Annotated in this window: 14 protein-coding genes and 1 tRNA gene; 8 read left to right on the top strand and 7 right to left on the bottom strand. The window is 61.8% G+C overall.

The genetic code is table 11. The annotated features are described in order from the left end of the window. From DWY51_RS09670 to pknB, 5 genes are all read left to right on the top strand, one after another. Positions 1–514 (top strand): FHA domain-containing protein (locus DWY51_RS09670; RefSeq protein WP_233504646.1); only part of this gene is annotated, 514 nt, incomplete at its 5' end. Between the two features lie 6 nt (positions 515–520). Next, positions 521–937 carry an FHA domain-containing protein gene (locus DWY51_RS06595; protein ID WP_006235180.1) on the top strand — a complete coding sequence of 139 codons (417 nt, stop codon included), beginning with the start codon at positions 521–523 and terminating at the stop codon, positions 935–937. Continuing rightward, a complete protein-coding gene (locus tag DWY51_RS06590; protein WP_117770281.1) occupies positions 934–2,733 on the top strand; it encodes a Stp1/IreP family PP2C-type Ser/Thr phosphatase in 1,800 nt (599 codons plus the stop codon). Before DWY51_RS06595 ends, DWY51_RS06590 begins: the two co-directional genes overlap by 4 nt. Positions 2,734–2,749: 16 nt before the next feature. Beyond that, on the top strand, positions 2,750–5,620 hold the full coding sequence (locus tag DWY51_RS06585; RefSeq protein ID WP_117770280.1) for an FtsW/RodA/SpoVE family cell cycle protein: 2,871 nt from the start codon (positions 2,750–2,752) through the stop codon (positions 5,618–5,620). A gap of 132 nt (positions 5,621–5,752) precedes the next feature. Beyond that, complete coding sequence (gene pknB, locus DWY51_RS06580) at positions 5,753–7,714, top strand: Stk1 family PASTA domain-containing Ser/Thr kinase (protein WP_117770279.1); 1,962 nt, start codon at positions 5,753–5,755, stop codon at positions 7,712–7,714. 151 nt (positions 7,715–7,865) lie between these two features. Here the strand turns inward: pknB and DWY51_RS06575 are convergent. The 7 genes from DWY51_RS06575 to DWY51_RS06545 form a co-directional block, all read right to left on the bottom strand. Next, positions 7,866–7,941 (bottom strand) — tRNA-Arg (locus tag DWY51_RS06575). Positions 7,942–8,076: 135 nt separating this feature from the next. After that, positions 8,077–8,475 carry a DUF956 family protein gene (locus tag DWY51_RS06570; protein WP_006235193.1) on the bottom strand — a complete coding sequence of 133 codons (399 nt, stop codon included), beginning with the start codon at positions 8,473–8,475 and terminating at the stop codon, positions 8,077–8,079. Positions 8,476–8,595: 120 nt separating this feature from the next. Further along, on the bottom strand, positions 8,596–9,516 hold the full coding sequence (locus tag DWY51_RS06565; RefSeq protein WP_022094170.1) for a PTS system mannose/fructose/sorbose family transporter subunit IID: 921 nt from the start codon (positions 9,514–9,516) through the stop codon (positions 8,596–8,598). A gap of 16 nt (positions 9,517–9,532) precedes the next feature. Then, entirely contained in the window at positions 9,533–10,351 is an 819-nt protein-coding gene (locus tag DWY51_RS06560) for a PTS mannose/fructose/sorbose transporter subunit IIC (protein WP_117770278.1), read from the bottom strand. Positions 10,352–10,369: 18 nt separating this feature from the next. Next, on the bottom strand, positions 10,370–11,359 hold the full coding sequence (locus DWY51_RS06555) for a PTS sugar transporter subunit IIB (RefSeq protein WP_117770277.1): 990 nt from the start codon (positions 11,357–11,359) through the stop codon (positions 10,370–10,372). 405 nt (positions 11,360–11,764) lie between these two features. Then, positions 11,765–12,193, bottom strand: coding sequence for a hydrogenase maturation nickel metallochaperone HypA (locus DWY51_RS06550; RefSeq protein ID WP_117770276.1), 429 nt, complete (start codon positions 12,191–12,193; stop codon positions 11,765–11,767). A gap of 96 nt (positions 12,194–12,289) precedes the next feature. Continuing rightward, positions 12,290–15,067: an FAD-dependent oxidoreductase gene (locus tag DWY51_RS06545; protein ID WP_199411389.1), complete on the bottom strand. Its 2,778-nt coding sequence runs from the start codon at positions 15,065–15,067 to the stop codon at positions 12,290–12,292. Between the two features lie 189 nt (positions 15,068–15,256). On the opposite strand from DWY51_RS06545, the gene DWY51_RS06540 reads away from it, so the two are divergent. The 3 genes from DWY51_RS06540 to DWY51_RS06530 all read left to right on the top strand — a co-directional run bounded on the left by DWY51_RS06540 (position 15,257) and on the right by DWY51_RS06530 (position 18,720). Further along, on the top strand, positions 15,257–15,919 hold the full coding sequence (locus tag DWY51_RS06540; protein ID WP_117770275.1) for a TetR/AcrR family transcriptional regulator: 663 nt from the start codon (positions 15,257–15,259) through the stop codon (positions 15,917–15,919). Positions 15,920–15,982: 63 nt separating this feature from the next. Further along, positions 15,983–16,990: a DUF5692 family protein gene (locus DWY51_RS06535; RefSeq protein WP_117770274.1), complete on the top strand. Its 1,008-nt coding sequence runs from the start codon at positions 15,983–15,985 to the stop codon at positions 16,988–16,990. A gap of 233 nt (positions 16,991–17,223) precedes the next feature. Then, positions 17,224–18,720, top strand: coding sequence for a hypothetical protein (locus DWY51_RS06530; RefSeq protein WP_117770273.1), 1,497 nt, complete (start codon positions 17,224–17,226; stop codon positions 18,718–18,720). The last annotated feature ends 62 nt before the right edge of the window (positions 18,721–18,782 follow it).

The following is an 18,782-nucleotide window of genomic DNA, read 5'->3' as shown; positions in this document are numbered from 1 at the left end:
GCCCCAGCAGCAGCCGACGCCTCGCGCCGCCGCTCCCGACCCGCTTGCCGTGGCAGACCCCTTCGCGCCTAGCGTCCCCGACCCCGCCGCCGCACCCATCCCAGTGCCGCAGACCGTCTCGCGCGACGCGCTTGCCGGCATGGGCGGAGCCGCCGCGACCGGTGCCGCCGTGGGCCTAGGCGCCGCAGCCGGCATCGCCTCCAACATGGCGAGCACTCGCGCCCCGCAGCGCCCGCTCGCCCAGCTCGTCGACGTCGTGAGCGGCGAGAGCCATAGCATCACCTCCGCACAGGTGACCATCGGTCGCGAGCGCTCAGTTTCCGACATTGCCCTGCGCGACCCCAACGTGTCGCGCCGCCACGCCCAGCTCACCTTTACGGGCTCGGATTGGTCGATCGAGGACCTCAATTCCACCAACGGCACGCTCGTCAACAACCGCCGCATTACGCGCTGCCCGCTGCGCAACGGCGATCTGCTGACGTTTGGCCTGAGTACCTTTGAATTTAGGGGATAGTCGCTTATGAACATCGATATCGTCCTTTTTGCAGGCCGCATCGTCCTGGTCGCCCTGCTCTATATCTTTCTGTTCGCCGTCATGAAGACCGGCGTGGGACTTGTGCGTGGACAGCGCCGCGACTCGGCTATCTGGACGATCGATGTGGACAAGGGTCCGCGCGGTATCCGCGGCATCCACGTAGACATGCTCGGCCCCGTCATCGTCGGTCGCTCGCCATCTTCGGACATCTGCATCAACGAACCGTTCGTTTCAGCCTCGCACGCGCGCTTTTCGCTGCAGGGCCCGGCGCTCATCATCGAGGACCTCAACTCACTTAACGGCACGCTCGTCAACGGCCGCCAACTCGTGGAGCCCGCGACGCTGCGTGAGGGCGACGAAGTCCAGATTGGCGACGTGGTCATGAAGGTGAACCGTCGATGATCGACGAGGAGAACAAGTCCGCAACTATGACCGAGGCACCGGCTGCCGCCGTAGCTGCACCGGCCCACGCCGCTCCGGCGGGCTCCGCACCCGTGGAGCCCGAGGACACCGTGTTCTCCCTGCCTCTTTCGCATGTAACGCATGATATTTCGGATCTCGCCGATAACGAGGACGAAGAGGATGCCGTAGCGGCGCCCATCGGCGCACATGCTGCGGAACAGCCCACAGCGCCCGAAGCAACCCCGGCGCCGGCTCACTTTGCAGAGCCCGTCGCCGCGGCAATCAACGAGAGCGCTGCGGTGTTTGCGGCACCCGAGCCCGCCGCGCCGGCGTTTCCCATAGCCCCGGCATCCGAGGTTGCGCCCGCGTCTACGCCGGCGCCCGAGCCTATAGACGTCAGCCCGCAAGACGACGAGTCGACCGCCCGCGTGTCCGAGGAGCCCGACTCCCCGGACACCGACAATTCCGAATCAAACGCCGAGACCGACACCGTCTCTCCCGGTGACACCGCCGAGATCGACGTTGCTGCCGTTGAGGCCAAGCTCAAAGACCCCGGCTCGACCATGAGCTTTGAGCCCCTGACCGAGGAGCGCATCGAGACCGACTCGACCTATGATGCCGGTACCACCACGCAACTCATGTGGGGCGCCCGCTCCGACGTTGGCTGTGTGCGCCCGCACAATGAGGATTCCTACCTGGTGCAGTCGCCGCTCTTTTGCGTATGCGACGGCATGGGTGGTCACGCCGCCGGCGAGGTAGCCTCTTCTATCGCTGTCGAGACTATAGCCAAGACGGCCCCACAGTCCGCCGACGCAGCACGCCTGGCCGCAGCCGTCGAGGCAGCCAACGCCGCCGTAATCGAGGCGGCCCTGAACGGCCTGGGCAAGCCCGGCATGGGCTGCACAGCCACCTGCGCCTATATCGAAAACGATACGCTCGCCATCGCCCACGTGGGCGACTCGCGCGCCTACCTGCTCCACGAGGGCACGCTCATCCGCGTGACCCGCGACCACTCCTACGTGGAGGAGCTCGTGGACGCCGGCGAGATCACGGCAGACGAGGCTCGCGTCCACCCCAACCGTTCGGTCATCACCCGCGCACTGGGCTCGGACCCCGCCATGTATGCCGACCACTTCACTCTGCATATCGAGGAAGGCGACCGCCTGATCCTGTGCTCCGACGGCCTTTCGAGCATGATTCCCGATAGCGATATCGAGAACATCGCCACGCAGTCCTCAACCGCGCAAATCTGCGTCGACAACCTAGTGGACGCGGCGCTTGCCGCCGGCGGCCACGACAACGTGACCGTAGTAGTCGTTGACCTGGTTGACGATGGCGTCATGCGCGAGGCGCAACGCGTGCGTCGCCGCAACGTTACTATCGCCGCCATCCTGGCCCTCGTCTTTGTGCTGGCAGCTGGCATCTGGGCCTACACGGGTGTCACCGGCTCGTACTACCTGGGTACCTACCAGGGCAATGTCGCCGTCTGGCGCGGCCTGCCCGGCAAGCCACTCGGACTCAAGCTCCACTGGCTCGAAAGCGAAACCAGCATCAAGCTGTCCGACCTGCCCGAAGACACGCAAAACCGCCTCAAGGCGGGCATTCCGCAAACAAGTGTCGACGATGCGCAGGACACGATATCCAAGTACCGCCACCAGATCGACGAGGAGCAGACCCGCCAGGTGATCGACGCGCAAACGATTCGCGACAACACCAATCAGGGATCGACCTCCGAATCAGATTCCGAGAAAACCGCCGAACAGTCCGCCGAGGCCGAAGCCTCCGATAAGAATTAGAAAGGGAGTGCCGCTTATGAGTCGCCGCAACACCGAGCTGCTCTTGCTCATCGCCTCGGCGTTCCCCGTCATCCTGCTGTATGCGATGTACGTCCTCACCGCGGGCGCTGCCATCTCCTTTGAGACGCTCGCCGTACCGATCGGCCTCTTTGCCGCCTTTGCCGCGGCCCACATTGCCGTGCGCATCTTGGCGCCCGGTGCCGACCCCGCCATCCTGCCCATCGTATTTATACTTTCGGGCATCGGCATCACGTTCGTGACGCGTCTCGCCCCCGCTCTCGCCATCTCACAGCTCATCATCCTGTTTGTCTCGGTGGCGCTCATGGTGGGAACGCTTGCACTAGTCAAAAACCTCGACGTGGTCATGCGCTACAAGTACACCTTTGGCATCATCGGCATCATTCTGCTGATGCTGCCTATCTTTATCGGCACCACGATCTCGGGCTCCAAGCTGTGGATTCGCATCGCGGGCTTTACCATCCAGCCTGGCGAGTTCGCCAAGGTCTTTATCGTGCTGTTCCTGGCCGGGTACCTGGCCGAGAACCGCGAGCTACTCTCCATCTCCAACCGCAAGATCCTGGGCTTTAAGATCCCTCGCCTGCGACTGCTGCTGCCGCTGTTTGCCGTGTGGGGTGTGTGCCTGCTCGTCGTCGTCTTCGAACGCGACCTGGGTTCGGCCGTGCTGTTCTACACCATCTTCTTGCTGATGCTCTACGTTGCCACGGGGCGCTTTTCGTATGTCGTTATCGGCCTTGCGCTCTTAGCCGTTGGAGCCGTGGGCGCCTACAAGTTCCTGTCGCACGTTCAGGTGCGTTTCCAGGTTTGGGTCGATCCGTTTAAGGACGCCCAGGGCCAGGGCTACCAGATCGTCCAGTCGCTCTTCTCGCTTGCCGACGGCGGTCTGGTCGGCGTTGGCATCGGCAACGGGATGGCCAACAACATCCCCGTCGTCGAGTCCGACTTTATCTTCTCGGCCATCGGCGAGGAGATGGGTCTTTTGGGCGGCGGCGCCGTGCTCATCCTGTTTATGCTCTTTGCCGTGCGTGGCCTCACCACGGCTGCCCGCGCTAAATCCGACCTCGCCGCCTTTAGCGCCACGGGCCTTACGGCCGCCATCAGCTTCCAGGCCTTCTTGATCGTTGGCGGCGTTACCCGCCTGATCCCGCTGACCGGCGTCACCTTGCCCTTTATGAGCCAGGGCGGCTCCTCGCTGCTGGCGAGCTTTATCATCGTCGCGCTCCTGCTGCGCGCCGGTGACGAGGCGACCGGACGCGAGGCCGAGCTTACCGGCACCGGCACCATGGCCGCCATCACCGATGATCAGGTCGCATCTGCCGCCGCCCCGACGGGCACGCGCTTTGCCACCTCGTCTTCCTACGGCAGCGGCAGCCATTCCGTCGGCTCGCGCATGCGCCGTCGCCTGCTCGACACACCTGAATCCGGTGTGCTCGGCCGCGTGGCGCTCGCCAACCGTCTAACCCGCGCGGTGCTCGCCTTTACGGCGCTGTTCGCCATCCTTATCGGCAACCTCACCTATGTCCAGGTCATCAAGGCCAAGGACTATCAGGACATGCCGACCAACAACCACACCATCGCCCGCTCCAAGTACATCCAGCGCGGTTCCATCATCACGTCCGACGGCGTGACGCTGGCCGAGTCGCTGCAACAGGAGGACGGCACCTACGTACGCTCCTACCCCAACGGTAACCTGGCAGCGCACGTGGTTGGCTACGTGAGCCAGCAGTATGGCACCACCGCCATCGAGAGCGTCATGAACGACACGCTCACCGGCTCTAAGGATTACTCCAGCTGGAACAACGCCATCGCGTCGCTCGCGGGCCAGACCCAGCCGGGCAACACCGCCAAGCTCACCATCGACTCGCGCATCCAGACGGCTGCCGAGCAGGCACTCAAGGGCTTTAAGGGCGCTGTAGTGGTCATCGACCCGCGTACCGGCGCGGTGCTCGCATGTGCCAGCTCGCCCACCTACGACAACACCAACATCGATGCCCTGCTGCAGACGGGCGGCGGCGAGGACGGCTCCATGTACAATCGCGCCATGGACGCGCTGTACACGCCGGGCTCAACGTTTAAGGTCGTTACGCTTTCCGCGGCACTCGAGACCGGTGCCGCCAGCCTTACCAGCACCTACCAGGCGCCCGGCTCCATGGACATCGGCAACGCACCGGTCACCAACTATGCCAACGAGAGCTACGGCACCATCAGCCTGCAGCAGGCCTTTGCCGTGTCCTCCAACGTCGTCTTTGGCCAGGTGGCAAACGAAGTTGGCGCAAACACGCTCGTACAGTTTGCCAACGCCTTTGGCTACGGCCAAAAGCTCGGCCAGGACCTGACCTCCGCGGCCTCCATCATGGCCGACCCGTCGCTCATGACCGAGTGGGAGACCGCCTGGGCCGGCGCCGGCCAGCCTGTCGGCATGGACCACACGCCCGGCCCGCAGACCACCGTCATGCAAAACGCCGTGATTGCCGCCGCCATCGCTAACAGCGGCGTGGTCATGGACCCGTACTTTGTAGCCCAGGTACTCGCCCCGGACGGAACCGTGGTCAAGACCACGCAGTCCCGCTCGCTGGGTCAGGCCGTCAGCTCCGCCACGGCCGACCAGGTCAAGCAGGCCATGCTTGCCGTCGTCCAGTCCGGCACCGGCACCGATGCCCAGATCCCCGGCGTCAAGGTCGCCGGCAAGACCGGCTCGGCCGAGACCGGCGGCACCAACGTCAACTCGATGTTCGTTGGCTTTGCACCTTACGATTCACCCACGGTCGCCATCTCGGTGGCCTTGGAGGATTTCGACAAGCATGACGTCAAGGCCGCCAAGATCGCCGGTATCGTCCTGACCGCGGCGCTTGCCGCACAGGGAGCGTGATGCCCATGATCGAATCGGACACCCGAGGCGCGCCGCGGCCGAAGAGTTAGCGGCAACGCGCCACACGGCCCCAGCGGCCACATCGTAGGTACTACACACATCGTTGAGCGAATAGTTATGTTAGGAGCAGGAATGGAACAGAGGGTCCTCGGGGGAAGATACCTCCTCAAGGATAAGGTGGGAACAGGCGGCATGGCGACCGTCTACCGTGCACAGGACCAGGTCCTCGACCGCACGGTTGCCGTCAAGATCATGCTGCCGCAGTATGCTGGCGACGCAACCTTCGCCGCACGCTTTAAGCAGGAGGCCCAGGCAGCAGCCGGTCTCTCCTCCCCCTATATCGTGGGCGTCTACGATTGGGGCAAGGACGGCGACACCTATTACATCGTCATGGAGTACCTGCGCGGCACCGACCTTAAGAGCGGCATCAAGAGCCACGGCGCCCTCGACCCCAAGAAGGTCGCCCAGATCGGCTCGCAGATCAGCTCCGCGCTTTCGGTCGCCCACAAGCACGAGATCATCCACCGCGACATTAAGCCGCAGAACATCATGGTGCTGCCCGACGGCAACATCAAGGTGATGGACTTTGGCATCGCGCGCGCCAAGAACAGCCACCTCACGCAAGACAACAACGTGCTGGGAACCGCCCACTACGTCAGCCCCGAGCAGACCCGCGGTCAGGACCTCGGCCCCACCTCGGATATCTACTCGCTGGGCGTCGTGATGTACGAGTGCGCCACCGGCCGCGTTCCCTTTGACGGTGACGACGCCATCTCGGTCGCACTCAAGCAAGTCAACGAGCTGCCTATTCCGCCGAGCCAGATCAACTCCGGTGTCGACGCCGACCTTGAGCGCATCATCCTCAAGTGCATGGAGAAGGACCCGGCAAACCGCTTCCAGACCGCCGACGAGCTTCGTCAGGTGCTCAACAGCTACCTGTCGGGCCGTGCCGTCAACGTCTCGGAGCCCACGCGCATCATCGGTGCCCCCGGTGAGCTGGGCGCCACCAAGACTCGCGAGCTTTCCGATCAGACGCGCGCCATGGTGCGTCCCGTCTCGGGCGTGAGCGGCCAGAATACCGCCCGTAGCTCGGTTTCGGGCTCCACCGGCTCCTACGAGGTCGAAAAGCCCAAATCCAACAAGAACAAGATCATCGCCGCCGTGGTGGCAGCCGTTGCCGTCATCGGCATCGTGGTGGCCTTTGCCACAGGACTCTTTGGCGGCGAGCAGGTCACCGTGCCCGATGTGCTGGGCAAGGACCAGCAGACTGCCGTCGAGCTGATCAAGGAAGCCGGCCTCGAGGTCGGCACCATCGACCAAAGCTACAACGACGATGTCGACGAGGGCAAGGTCGCCGAGCAGACGCCCAACGGCAACACCAAGAAGGCCAAGGGCACCAAGGTGAACCTGGTAATCTCCAAGGGTCCCAAGCCCTCCGAGAAGGTTGAGGTTCCCCGGCTTGTCGGCCTGACCAAGGACCAGGCCGAGGCCGCGCTGGCAAGCGTTGGCCTGAAGGGCAACGCCTCCGAGGAGGCCAACGAGGCCGATGAGGGCCAGGTCTTTGAGCAGGGCACCGAAGCCGGTAAGGAAGTCGCGAAGGGCACGACCATCTCGTACAAGGTCTCGAGCGGCCCGGATACCACGTCCGTCCCCGATCTGACCGACATGACCGAGGCCCAGGCGCGCAACGCCCTCGATATGGCAGGCTTTGGCGTCGACGTTAGCTACCAGGAGAACGACTCGGTTACCGAGGGCACCGTGATCAGCTGGAACCCCAGTGGCAAGCAGAAGCCCGGCGCCACGATTACCGTCGTCATTGCCAAGAAGTCCGGCAAGGCCAGTGTTCCGGGCAACCTGTACGGCAAGAGCATCTCCGCCGCCGTCACCGCGCTCAACAACGCCGGTTTCTATAACATCGGCTTCTGTGACCAGAACGGCAATCCCGTAAGCGGTAACGAGGATGCCACCGTTACGGGCGTCTCCCCCACTGGCAAGCAGTCCACCGACAGCACGATTACGCTGACGGTCGCACTTTCTGGCTCGGGTTCGGGCTCTGGCTCGGGCACGGGTGACGATTCCGGTACGACCAACTAGTCGCCACCCCACCGCTCATCACGGCTCTCGCCGCAAACATATTCGCTCACAGGCGCCCGCTTGCTCCCCCAGCAAGCGGGCGCTTCGTTTTTGACATGGCATTGAACCAGAAGAACCCGGCACCGTAGCGGTACCGGGCTCGATATTCCTCTGGTGCCCCCGGGCGGATTCGAACCGTCGACACCCGCTTTAGGAGAGCGGTGCTCTATCCCCTGAGCTACGGAGGCATGTTGTACTAGTGTAGCAGATTTACTGCATCGCAATACGTCGCATGACTAGACTTCGAAGTTGCGGTGGAATAGTTCCTGTCTGAAGCATCTAAAGCCGTATTTAGGAACTATTTCACCGCAACTTATGAGGAGCTAGTTACCTTTGTGGAAGAGGTTTTTGATAACGGAGGGGATGCTCTTGGCGCCCTTGGCCGTCACATCGATAAAGTCGGGCGAACGCACAAGCTTATCCTCGTCGACGTACTTGCGGACAGCACGAAGCGTCTCTTTGTCGTCGCGCGTCGAAAACGTAAAGTGACCGTTGTCCTTGGTGAAGATGGCAAAACGCGTGATCTTCTTGGTGCCGCGTAAAACCTCGGCGGCAATATAGTCGACCTCATCCCACGGGATTTGAATATAATCCTCGGGATTGCGCTCGTTGTAATACTCGAACGCCTTATTGCCCACCATCACGTTGCCGTGGCTGGTAAGCCCCATCAGGCAGGTTGCCGGCGTTGCCAGATCGACCGTGCTGTTCTGAGATTGCGCCATGCGCGCCTCGCCCTCCAAATAAAACAATCGGACCGCATCCAGTGTACCCACCGGGTGCGGTCCGTTTCAATGGCTCAAAAGCCCTTGCCTAGCAATTCTCGGTCTTAAGCCGAAACGTGCTTACATGAAGCCGCAGACGCGACCGATGATGCCGATGGCGAAGAGAGCCAGGATGATGACGATCGGGCTGACCTTCTTCTTGAGGAGCTTGCAGACCAGCAGGGTCAGGCACACGGCGGCAAGGCCGGGGATGAGCTGATCGAGGTTGGCCTGAAGCGTGGTGACCTTCACCTGATCAAGGGCGTTAGCACCGATGGAGTTATACATCGTCAGTGCTTCCTTGACACCCTCAGAACCGGAGGGCAGGTTAGCCCAGTCGATAAAGGCGCCAGCAGACTGCGTGACCTTGGAGACGACCGGGGTGAAGGAGATGGACACCCAGCGCTCGACCAGGGCGCCGATGATGAACATACCCAGGATGGAAGCACCCTCGGTGACCTTGCCCATCAGACCGCCGGAGAGGTCCTTGGCGATGGAGGAGCCGACCTTGTAGCCAAACTCCTGCGTGTACCACAGGAAGGCGTAACGGATGATGTTCCACGCGAAGAAGAACAGCAGCGGACCGGCGATGCTGCCGGACAGGGCCAGGGAAGCGCCCAGAGCACCCAGAATCGGGCGAAGGGTGAACCAGAAGGCGGGGTCGCCGACACCGGCGAGCGGGCCCATCATACCGACCTTGACGCCCTGAATGGCGACGTCGTCAATCGGGGCACCGTTGGCGCGCTCCTCCTCGAGAGCGAGGGTAACGCCAATGACGGGGGCGGAAACATAGGGGTGGGTGTTATAGAACTCCAGGTGGCGCTTAAGAGCGGCAATCTGGTCATCCTTGCTGGTGTAGAGCTTCTTGATCGCAGGGATCATTGCGAAGCACCAGCCGCCGTTCTGCATACGCTCGTAGTTCCACGAGCCCTGAAGGAACTGATGACGGAAGCAAACCTTCTTGCGGTCAGCCTTGGTGAGCTGAATCTTGTTCTCTGCCATATGTATCACTCCCCTCCTACTCGTAATCGTTCAGAATGTCGCCGAGCGGGTCGCCGGAGCCACCGCCCATGCCGCCACCCTGCTTGGCCAGATCCTTAAGGCCAAGGTAGATGAGGGCAAGGGAGATGCCGATGAGGCCAAGGGCGATCAGCGTGAGCTGAGGGATGGCAGCAAGGACAAAGCCGAGGATGAAGAACGGCCAGGTCTCCTTGGTGGCCATCATGTTGATGACCATGGCGTAACCGACGGAAGCGACCATGCCGCCGCCGACAGCCATGCCGCCGGACAGCCAGTCGGGCATAGCGTTAAGCGCGTTGGTAACGGCCTCGGCCGGGATGATGCACAGAAGTACTGCCGGGATGGCGATACGAAGGCCCTGCATGAGGATGGCAGCGTACTGCCAGCGCTCGATGCCGGAGAAGTCGCCCTTCTCGGCGCAACCGTCCATGGCGTGAGCGATAGCGGTAGCAATGGTACGGCAGATCATGGTCAGGAACAGACCAGCGACCGACAGCGGGACGGCGACGGCGATGGCCGCGGTAACGGCCTTGGCCGAATCAGTGGCGCCGCCGTTGAGGGCGAGCACCATGATGATCGAAGAAGCGACCGAGGCCAGAGCGGCGTCAGGCGCGACGGCGGCGCCGACGTTAGCCCAGCCAAGGGCCATCATCTGGAGCGAACCGCCCAGGAGGATGCCCTCCTGAAGGTGACCGGTTACGAGACCGATAAGCGTGCATGCCACGAGCGGCTGATGGAACTGGAACTCATCCAGAATGCCTTCCATACCGGCAAGCAACGCGACAATCGCAACAAGCAGAATAGTGATTGCAGACATGTATCGGACCCTCCTTTACTATGCTTGAGCGGCCAGTTCGGCCTTAGCTTTCTTCAACATGGCGTCGAGATCCTCGGAAGCATCCGAAGGAACCTTGCGGACCTCGAACTTGACGCCCTTGGCCTTGAGGGCCTCGAGGGTCTTAACGTCGTCATCGCCCATAGCGACGGCGTTGGTGACGACGACCTTGCCCTTGGAGTGAGCCATGGAACCGATGTTGACTTCCTTGATGTCGACGCCGGCCTCGATGGCCTTGAGCAGATCCTGCGGGTTCTCGAAGAGCAGCATGGCCTTGGTGTCACCAAAACGCGTGTCCTTGACGACCTCGGCCATCTTCTTGATGGGCACGACGTTGGCATGGACTCCCGGAGGGGCAGCCTGCTCGATCATCGTCTTGCGAAGCTCGTCGTGAGCAACGCCGTCGGAAACCACGATGATGCGGTTGGGGTTAATCTGCTTGGTCCACGTGGTGGCCACCTGACCATGCAGCAGACGGGTGTCGATACGGACGTGGGCGATCTTGATGTGCCCGTCGCCGATGACCGTTCCCGGAGGGATGGCGCCTGCAGGAGCAGCGGCGGCCGTAGCCGGCTTCTTCTCCTCGGGCTCCAGAGACTCGGGCTTGACGCGCACGCCAGCCTTAGCCTCAGTCACGAGATGTTTTGCGATCGCATGTGCAGTGTTCTTTGCGTCAAAGCGCTGCGAATATGCCTCGATGAGCATAGGCAGGTTGACACCGGTGACGATAGCCCAGGAATCGTGGCCCTCGATGAGCCCGCTGATCTGGTTGAACGGCGTGCCGCCCCACAGATCAACGAGGAAGAGCACCTGCTCCTGGTCCTCGAAGGAAGCGACTGCTTCCTCGACCTTGGCACGGAAGTCGTCGGGGCCCATGCTCGGCTCGAGCGAGACCACGGCAACAGACGGCTGATCGCCAAAGACCATCGAGCCCGTCTGCTTGATTCCAGCTGCCAAGTCCCCGTGGCTAGCAAGAACAATACTTACCATCACATAACCTCCTTTTTGTCTACGTATTTCCTACACGACATGAAAGGAGTATACCTGTTTGGATTGTGGAATTATAGCTAAATCCGCAAAAGGTTGGATTATTTGTTTAAACGTCTAGGTTTGTTACAAGTTGATTACGTTACTGCTTTTTGACTCATTACACGACAAGGCGTCGCTCATCAAGCTATGTATTTTATAGATACAAGCAAGCTGTTCATTAATATCGATATTAAGCAAGTGCGAATGTGCTCGTACTGTCACTATTTTGTTTAAACAGACATGGCTTGACTATTTGCACGACTTATGCTCAACAAAACTACTCAAAAAAGTTGCGGTGAAATAGTTCTTGTTTAAGAGCCAGAAGGCTGGATTTAGGAACTATTTCACCGCAACTTATAGGGGATCCTAGACGATGTGGAGTGGGTTGGCGGCGTCGACGGCATCGGGCGCGTCGGAAGGGCCGTCGGGGGCAGCGCCTGCCGGATCCTCTTCGGGGGTCTCGATCTGTTTGATCATTACCTCTTGGCCCTGCAGCAAATAGGTCTCGCCGCTACCGCAATGGGGACAGGCCTTGCCGTGCTCGACCGTCGCGTAGTCGCAGCCACACGCCTCGCAATGTGTCACGGCCTCAACGGGCTCCACGATAAGCTCCGCACCCTCGGTGATGGGCTTTTTATCTGCCGCCCAGCGCCAAGCGTCGAGTAGCAAGTCGGGAACGACGCCCGAGACCTCGCCCAGCAGCAGCGTGACGCTCGAAACGCGACGCACGCCATTGGCGCGCGCCACGTTCTCGACATCGCGAATGATGTGATAGACGATTCCCAATTCATGCAAGGCGAAACCCTTTCTGCAGAGGTTGATTCGATGCAAACTCAAAGCAAGGGGACGACGAGATCTAGTCTGCGCCGTCCCCTTACCCGCCATGGCTACCTATTTACGACCAAATTTAATCTTGATGGCACGCTTTAGAGCGTACTTGCCGAGGCTTGGGAGCTTTTGCTCGTATTTGACCATCGTGGAGCACTCGGGGCGGTCGCGATCCAGATGGATGGCGTCGAACGCGCACTTGGTGGTGCACAGGCCGCAGCCGATGCACTTGTTGGGGTCGACGATCGAGGCACCGCAACCCAGGCAACGGGCGGTCTCGGCGCGCACCTGCTCTTCGGTAAAGGTCTCGACGTACTCGCTAAACGGCGCAGCCTTCTCGCGCTCGCGGTCCACGTGGGCAACCTCGCGGCTCGCGTTGTCGTAGCTCTCGAGCACAACGTCGTCGCGGTCGAGCGCGGTGTAGCGGCGCTGATTGCGGCCGATGGTGAGCGTGGAGCCCGGCTGCACAAAGCGATGGATGGACACCGCGGCCTCGTGGCCGGCGGCGATAGCGTCGATGGCAAAGCTGGGGCCAGTGTAGACGTCACCACCCACAAAGATGTCGGGTTCGGCGGTCTGGTAAGTCTGGGGATCGGCAAGGGCGCCCTGGCCGCGGCCGAGCTCCACCTTGGAGCCAGCCAGCAGGTCGCCCCACACAATGGACTGGCCAATCGACATGACGACACGGTCGGCATCGACACGGCGCAGATCGTTCTCGTCGTACTCGGGCGCAAAACGGCCCTCGTCGTCAAAGACACGCGTGCAGCGCTTGAAGGTGATACCGCACACACGACCGGCCTCGTCCAGGTGAATCTCCTTGGGGCCCCAGCCGCAGCTGATGTGAGCGCCGTCCTCAACGGCCTCGCGACGTTCTTCCTCGCTGGCGGGCATCTGGACCTCGCTCTCCAGGCAGAACATCTCAACGTGCCCAGAGCCCAGACGGCAGGCGTTGCGGGCAACGTCGATGGCCACGTTGCCGCCGCCCACCACAATGGTGCGGCCGGACAGGGTATCGATCTTGCCGCTGTTAACCTCGCGAAGGAAGTCGACGGCCACGGTCACGTCCACGGCATCCTCGCCCGGAATACCGGCAAGGCGGCCGCCCTGGCAGCCGATGGCCACGTAAAAGGCCTTAAAGCCCTGCGCGCGCAGCTCGTCGAGCGTCACATCACGACCGACCTCCACGCCATAGCGGAACTCGGCACCCATCAGGCGAATGATCTCGACCTCGGCCTCAATGACGTCCTTCTGCAGCTTAAAGCTGGGAATGCCGTAGGTGAGCATGCCGCCCGGGCGCTCGTTTTTCTCGAAGACGACGGGCTTGTAGCCCTTCTCGGCCAGATAGAAAGCGCAGGACAGGCCGGCCGGACCGGCACCGATGATGGCGATCTTCTGATCAAAGCCGCCAGCGCGCGTCGGCGTCACCACGGGCGGGACGTAGCGGGTCGCGGCATCCAGATCGCGCTGGGCGATGAACTTCTTGACCTCGTCGATGGCCACGGCGGCGTCCACACGGCCGCGGGTGCAGGCGTCCTCGCAGCGGCGGTTGCACACACGGCCGCAGATAGCGGGCAGCGGGTTCTCGCGCTTAATGAGTGCCAGCGCCTCGTCATAGCGACCCTGAGCCGCGAGCTTCAAATAGCCCTGAACGGCAACGTGCGCGGGGCAGGCCGTCTTGCAGGGAGCGGTGCCGGACTCATGCGTCTCGATGCGGTTGTCGTTGCGGTAGTTGGGCGACCACTTGGTGTGGTCCCACTTGGTGGCATCGGGCAGCTCCTGGCGCGGATACTCGGGCACCTGTCCGCCGGCCTTTTTGCTGCAGAGCTTCTGGCCCAGCTTGGCGGCGCCGGCCGGACACACCTCGACGCAGCGACCGCAGGCCACGCACTTGTCCTTCTCGACCTTAGCGACATAGGCCGAGCGCGACAGGTTGGGCGTGTTGAACAGCTGCGAGGTGCGCAGGGCGTAGCACACGTTGACGTTGCAGTTGCAGATGGCGAAGATCTTGTTCTCGCCGTCGATATTAGTGATCTGGTGCACAAAGCCGTTGTCCTCGGCCTGGCGCAAGATGTCGTAAACCTCGTCGCGGGTCACGTAATGGCCACGATCGGTCTCAACCACGTAGTCGGCCATATCGCCCACGGCGATGCACCAATCGGCCGGGTCGTCGGCGCAGCCCTCACCCATCACGCGACGGCTCGCGCGGCAGCTGCAGGTGCTGGCGGCATATTTGCCATCGTATTTGTCGAGCCAATGCTCGATATGCTCGATCGGCACCGAGGTGCTCGCGGCGTCGATGGCCTTCTCGACCGGAATGACGTGCATGCCGATGCCGGCGCCTCCGGGCGGCACCATCGGCGTGGCCTTGGACAGCGGTCCCTTGGACGCCTGCTCAAAGAACTTGGCATAGACCGGGTGCTCCTCGAGCTGGCTCACGCGCATGTTGAGGAACTCGGCAGAACCCGGCACCAGCATGGGCAACACCCATTGCTTGGCGCGCTCGGGGTTTTCCCAGTTGTACTCGAGCAGACCCGTGTAGCTCATGTCGTCGAGCATCTTCTCGATATCGGCTTCGGGCATGCCGGTGAGCTTGACCATCTCGGGCAGCGTATAGGGACGGCGCATCTTCATCTTGCAGAGCACTTCGGCCTGCTCGTCGGTTGCGGCCTCGGCAAACGACCAGTACTCGTAGCCCAGCAGCTCGTCGCGATGCAGCAGACGGTTGGTGCAGTGCTCGCACAGCTTGACGATGGCCTCGCGCGGATGCTCCGGCAGCGGCGGCACGAACTCCGAACCGATGTCGGGCTCGGTGTAACTAATCCCCGGTCCGTTGAGAATCATGGTTGTCCCTTCTCTTGCCGCAGCCCGGCGGGACCGCAGCGCCCCTCTTTTTTTGCAGGCCGGACATGCCCCCATGCCGTTCACCCGCCATTGTTGACATTGTGTCAAAAATAGTATTGACGAACCGTCAACAATATTCAAGACTGTTAGGCGAACGGTCAGGCAAAAGAGGATGAAAGGCGGCAAAACATGGGCAATAACACAGCAGGTACCTCTGTGGTCGATGCCGTCCCCGCATCCGATAGCGCGGCAAAGCGCCTGACGGGCGACGAACGCCGTCGCGAGATCCTCGATGCCGTGCGCACCGTAAGCTCCGAGCTGGGCGTGTCCCACCTATCGGTATCGGCCGTGACCAAGCGAGCCGGCTGCACGCGTTCATTGTTCTACCACTACTTCGCCGACATGGACGCCGCCGTCACCGCTGTTATGGACGAGGCGATCGACGACTTTATCTCCGAACTCGAGCGGTGGAACGCCGACCGCACCGTCGGTGATATCGAGGGCGCGCTCGACACCGTCGCCCCGCTCTTTAAGCGCCTGGTCGCCAGCGGCCACGAGCTGCCGAGCACGCTTACCTCGAGCAGCGGCGCGCTCTACGGCGGCTTTTTGCACAACGTGGTCCAGCGCGTGGCGCAGTATATCTGCGACACCACCGTAGTGGATTTTGTCGCCCATCATGAGCTACGCATCGACCATGTCTACGAGACGTTCTACACCCTCATTATGGGCCTTTTGATGTATATCCGCACGCACCCCGATGTGCCCGACGAAACGGTCAAGGAAATCATCGCCTCGACACTCCACATCGAGGGCTATACCGCCAAGTATCCGGAGCGCAAGCCCCAGAACTGACGACATTTGGCCAAACTGCCCGCGATCAGAAGAGGGGCCGCGGGCGTGTGAAAGGAGAGCAGCATGCTGTTCGATGTTTGGGGTAGCGATACCCTTATCCACTGGGCCGGCTGGGCCATGGTCTTTATTGGCCTGATCGTGCTCAACGAAGTCGGCCGCCGCACCAAGCTGGGCGCGGCAATCATCTTTGGCGTGGCTCCGCTGGCCATGACCATCTACTGCGTCGCCATCGCCGTGGGCGTTTCGCAAGGCGCCGAGTGGGCGCTCACCAACCCCACCCATGTGTACCAGAACAGCTGGTTCCACTACGCCAAGGTATACGCGGCGCTCGCCGGTTGCTGGGGCTTCATTGCCATTAAGTACCAGTGGGGAAAGATCGGCAAGGCGCATTGGTTCCGCGCATGGCCGTTTGTGATCGTCGCCATCAACATCATGATCGCCGTCGTATCCGACTTTGAGAGCGCCTATCACTTCTTTGTCCTGGGCGAGTCCACCTGGGTCACCTCCGAAGGTGCTACGCAGCTGGCCGGCTGGAACAACGTGTTCAACGGCATCGCCGGTCTCATCAACATCTTCTGCATGACCGGTTGGTGGAGCGTCTACGCCTCCGAGGATCAGACCGATATGCTGTGGCCCGACATGACCTGGGTCTACATCATCGCCTACGATATCTGGAACTTCTGCTACACCTACAACTGCCTGCCCACCCACTCCTGGTTCTGCGGCTTTGCGCTGCTGCTGGCGCCCACCGTCGCCGCCTTTATCTGGAACAAGGGCGGCTGGATCCAGAACCGCGCCTTTACGCTGGCTATTTGGTGCATGTTTGCCCAGGTATTCCCCTACTTCCAGGAGGAGTCCATCTTTGTGACCCACTCCACGCTCGACCCCGGCGCCGCTACCGCGGTCTCGATCGCCGCACTGGTCGCCAACGTCGCCGCGATCATCTACATCGCCTACCGCGCCAAGAAGCTCGGCCGCAATCCCTACAAGCAGGATGTCTTTGAGGGCACCAGCGATTGGGAGAAGGCTACCGCTCGCCGCGCCAAGGTGGATTACGCACACGCCGAGTAACGCGCCCGGCGCAGACATCGCTTGAGCACGAAGCAGCATAGCCGGCTCCGCGCAACTCAACGCATTGTAGAGCCCCCGGAATGTGATTCGTTCGCGTTCCGGGGGCCTTTTGCCGCCGCGAGGATGCGGCCGAACGATGCGCTCAGGTTAAATCGGATCTTATATTTCGCACGCGCTTTATATGGCTCCATTTTTGGGTACAGTGTTGTCCCGATATTGAGCTTGGGGGATGTATGAATGATGAGACGATGGGCCAAGAGGATGCGGCCCAAGATGCAGAAGCTTGCGCTGAGGCCTTGGAGAGCTTAGACCGGATTTCACTCGATGAGATTGCGTTTGACGATTCGGGCGTTGATGTGCAGGATGAGCCGGAAACCGAGGCGCAATCCGATAATCAGGATGCAGGCGACGTTGAGCCTGCCGAGGATGAGGCAGATCACGAAGGCACCGAAAGCGAGGCCGGCAACCAGCCCGAATCCGACACGGGCGAGGAAACCGTCTTGCTCGACAGCTTGCCGGCCGAGGATTCGCTGACTCGCGAGCTTCCTGGCCTGGGTTCCGCACCAGCCGTGGACGAGACCATCGCCATGGGCGATATACCCCTGCCGTCCGTTCCCTCGGCACGCGAGGCCGAGGTCCGCCATCGCAAGATGTCGCCCAAGCGCCGCAATCTGATGGTCGCCGGTGTCGTGGCCGTCGCGCTCGTCGCCGGCGGTGCAGGCTATGCTGCCTGGAACGGATATCAGCAAGAGCAGGCTGCCGCTGTCGCCGCCAATGCCCACACGATGATGTCGGTGCAGATTGGCATGCATGCCGCGGGCCTCGACTGTTCCACTGGCTCCAAGATTCCCGTACAGGTGAGCGGTCAGGATTCTGACGGCTCCTCCGTGAGCGAAACGCTCTATGTTGACGAGCACGGCCGCGGCATCAAACTGCTGCCCGGCGATTACACGCTCTCCATCGCTGCCTCCCCCATCGCGGCCGACGGCACCATCTATACCGTCCCGACCACCAAGACGCAGGTCACCGTTAAGAGCGATGGACAGGATTTAAGTGCCCAGGCCACCTTTAAGCTCAAGGTGCCTTCGGCCGACACGGTGACTGACGACCAGATCGATGCCGCCGCCAAGTATGCCGAGGAGGGCGGTGCGAGCTCCGCCGCGGCTGCCAAAGTGCTCCAGCAGGCAGCAACCGCGCGGCGCGACGCCGCCGTCAATGCCGTGAGCGCGCAAAAGGCACAGGCGTCCCGTGATGCTGACGCTCGCCACAAGGCAACCGACCTCTACCAGCTCGATATTCCCGTCGAGTGGTACGGCAAGGTCGCAACTTGGCAAAACGGAAGCACGCTATGCATCTATCTGGGCGACGACGCCAATACGCCGCTCGTGACGCTCGTCGCGGTGCGCGAGGGCGAGAGCTTTACGCCCGATGAAGGCGATACGGTTTTGGGTGCGGCCAATCTAGGCAACGGTTATACCGTCTACGCCAGCGGCCCCGTCTATCCGTACGTGGTGCCCCAGACCATCAACGGGCGGACGCAGAATCCCGTGTCGACCTACCCCATGGATACGGCCATTGAGCTTGTCGAGCTGACGACCGGCAACCGCTATACGTATAGCCAGATCAAGAACGACCTGGTGGGTAAAGACGGCAAGGCCGATGGTGCCACTAAGCTCGAAACCGACTACCTCGCGCAGATCCTGCTGCCGAGTATCAAAGCCCAGGACTAGCCTGGCGCAGCAAGGTGCTCCCCAACCGTGATGAAGGAGCCAGGAGGTCCTGACCCCACAGG

The sequence above is a fragment of the Collinsella sp. AF25-2LB genome (genome assembly GCF_003458415.1).
GTDB lineage: Bacteria > Actinomycetota > Coriobacteriia > Coriobacteriales > Coriobacteriaceae > Collinsella.
The sequence above is the reverse complement of the archived record's forward strand: the minus strand, read 5'-3'. Positions and strand labels throughout refer to the sequence as shown.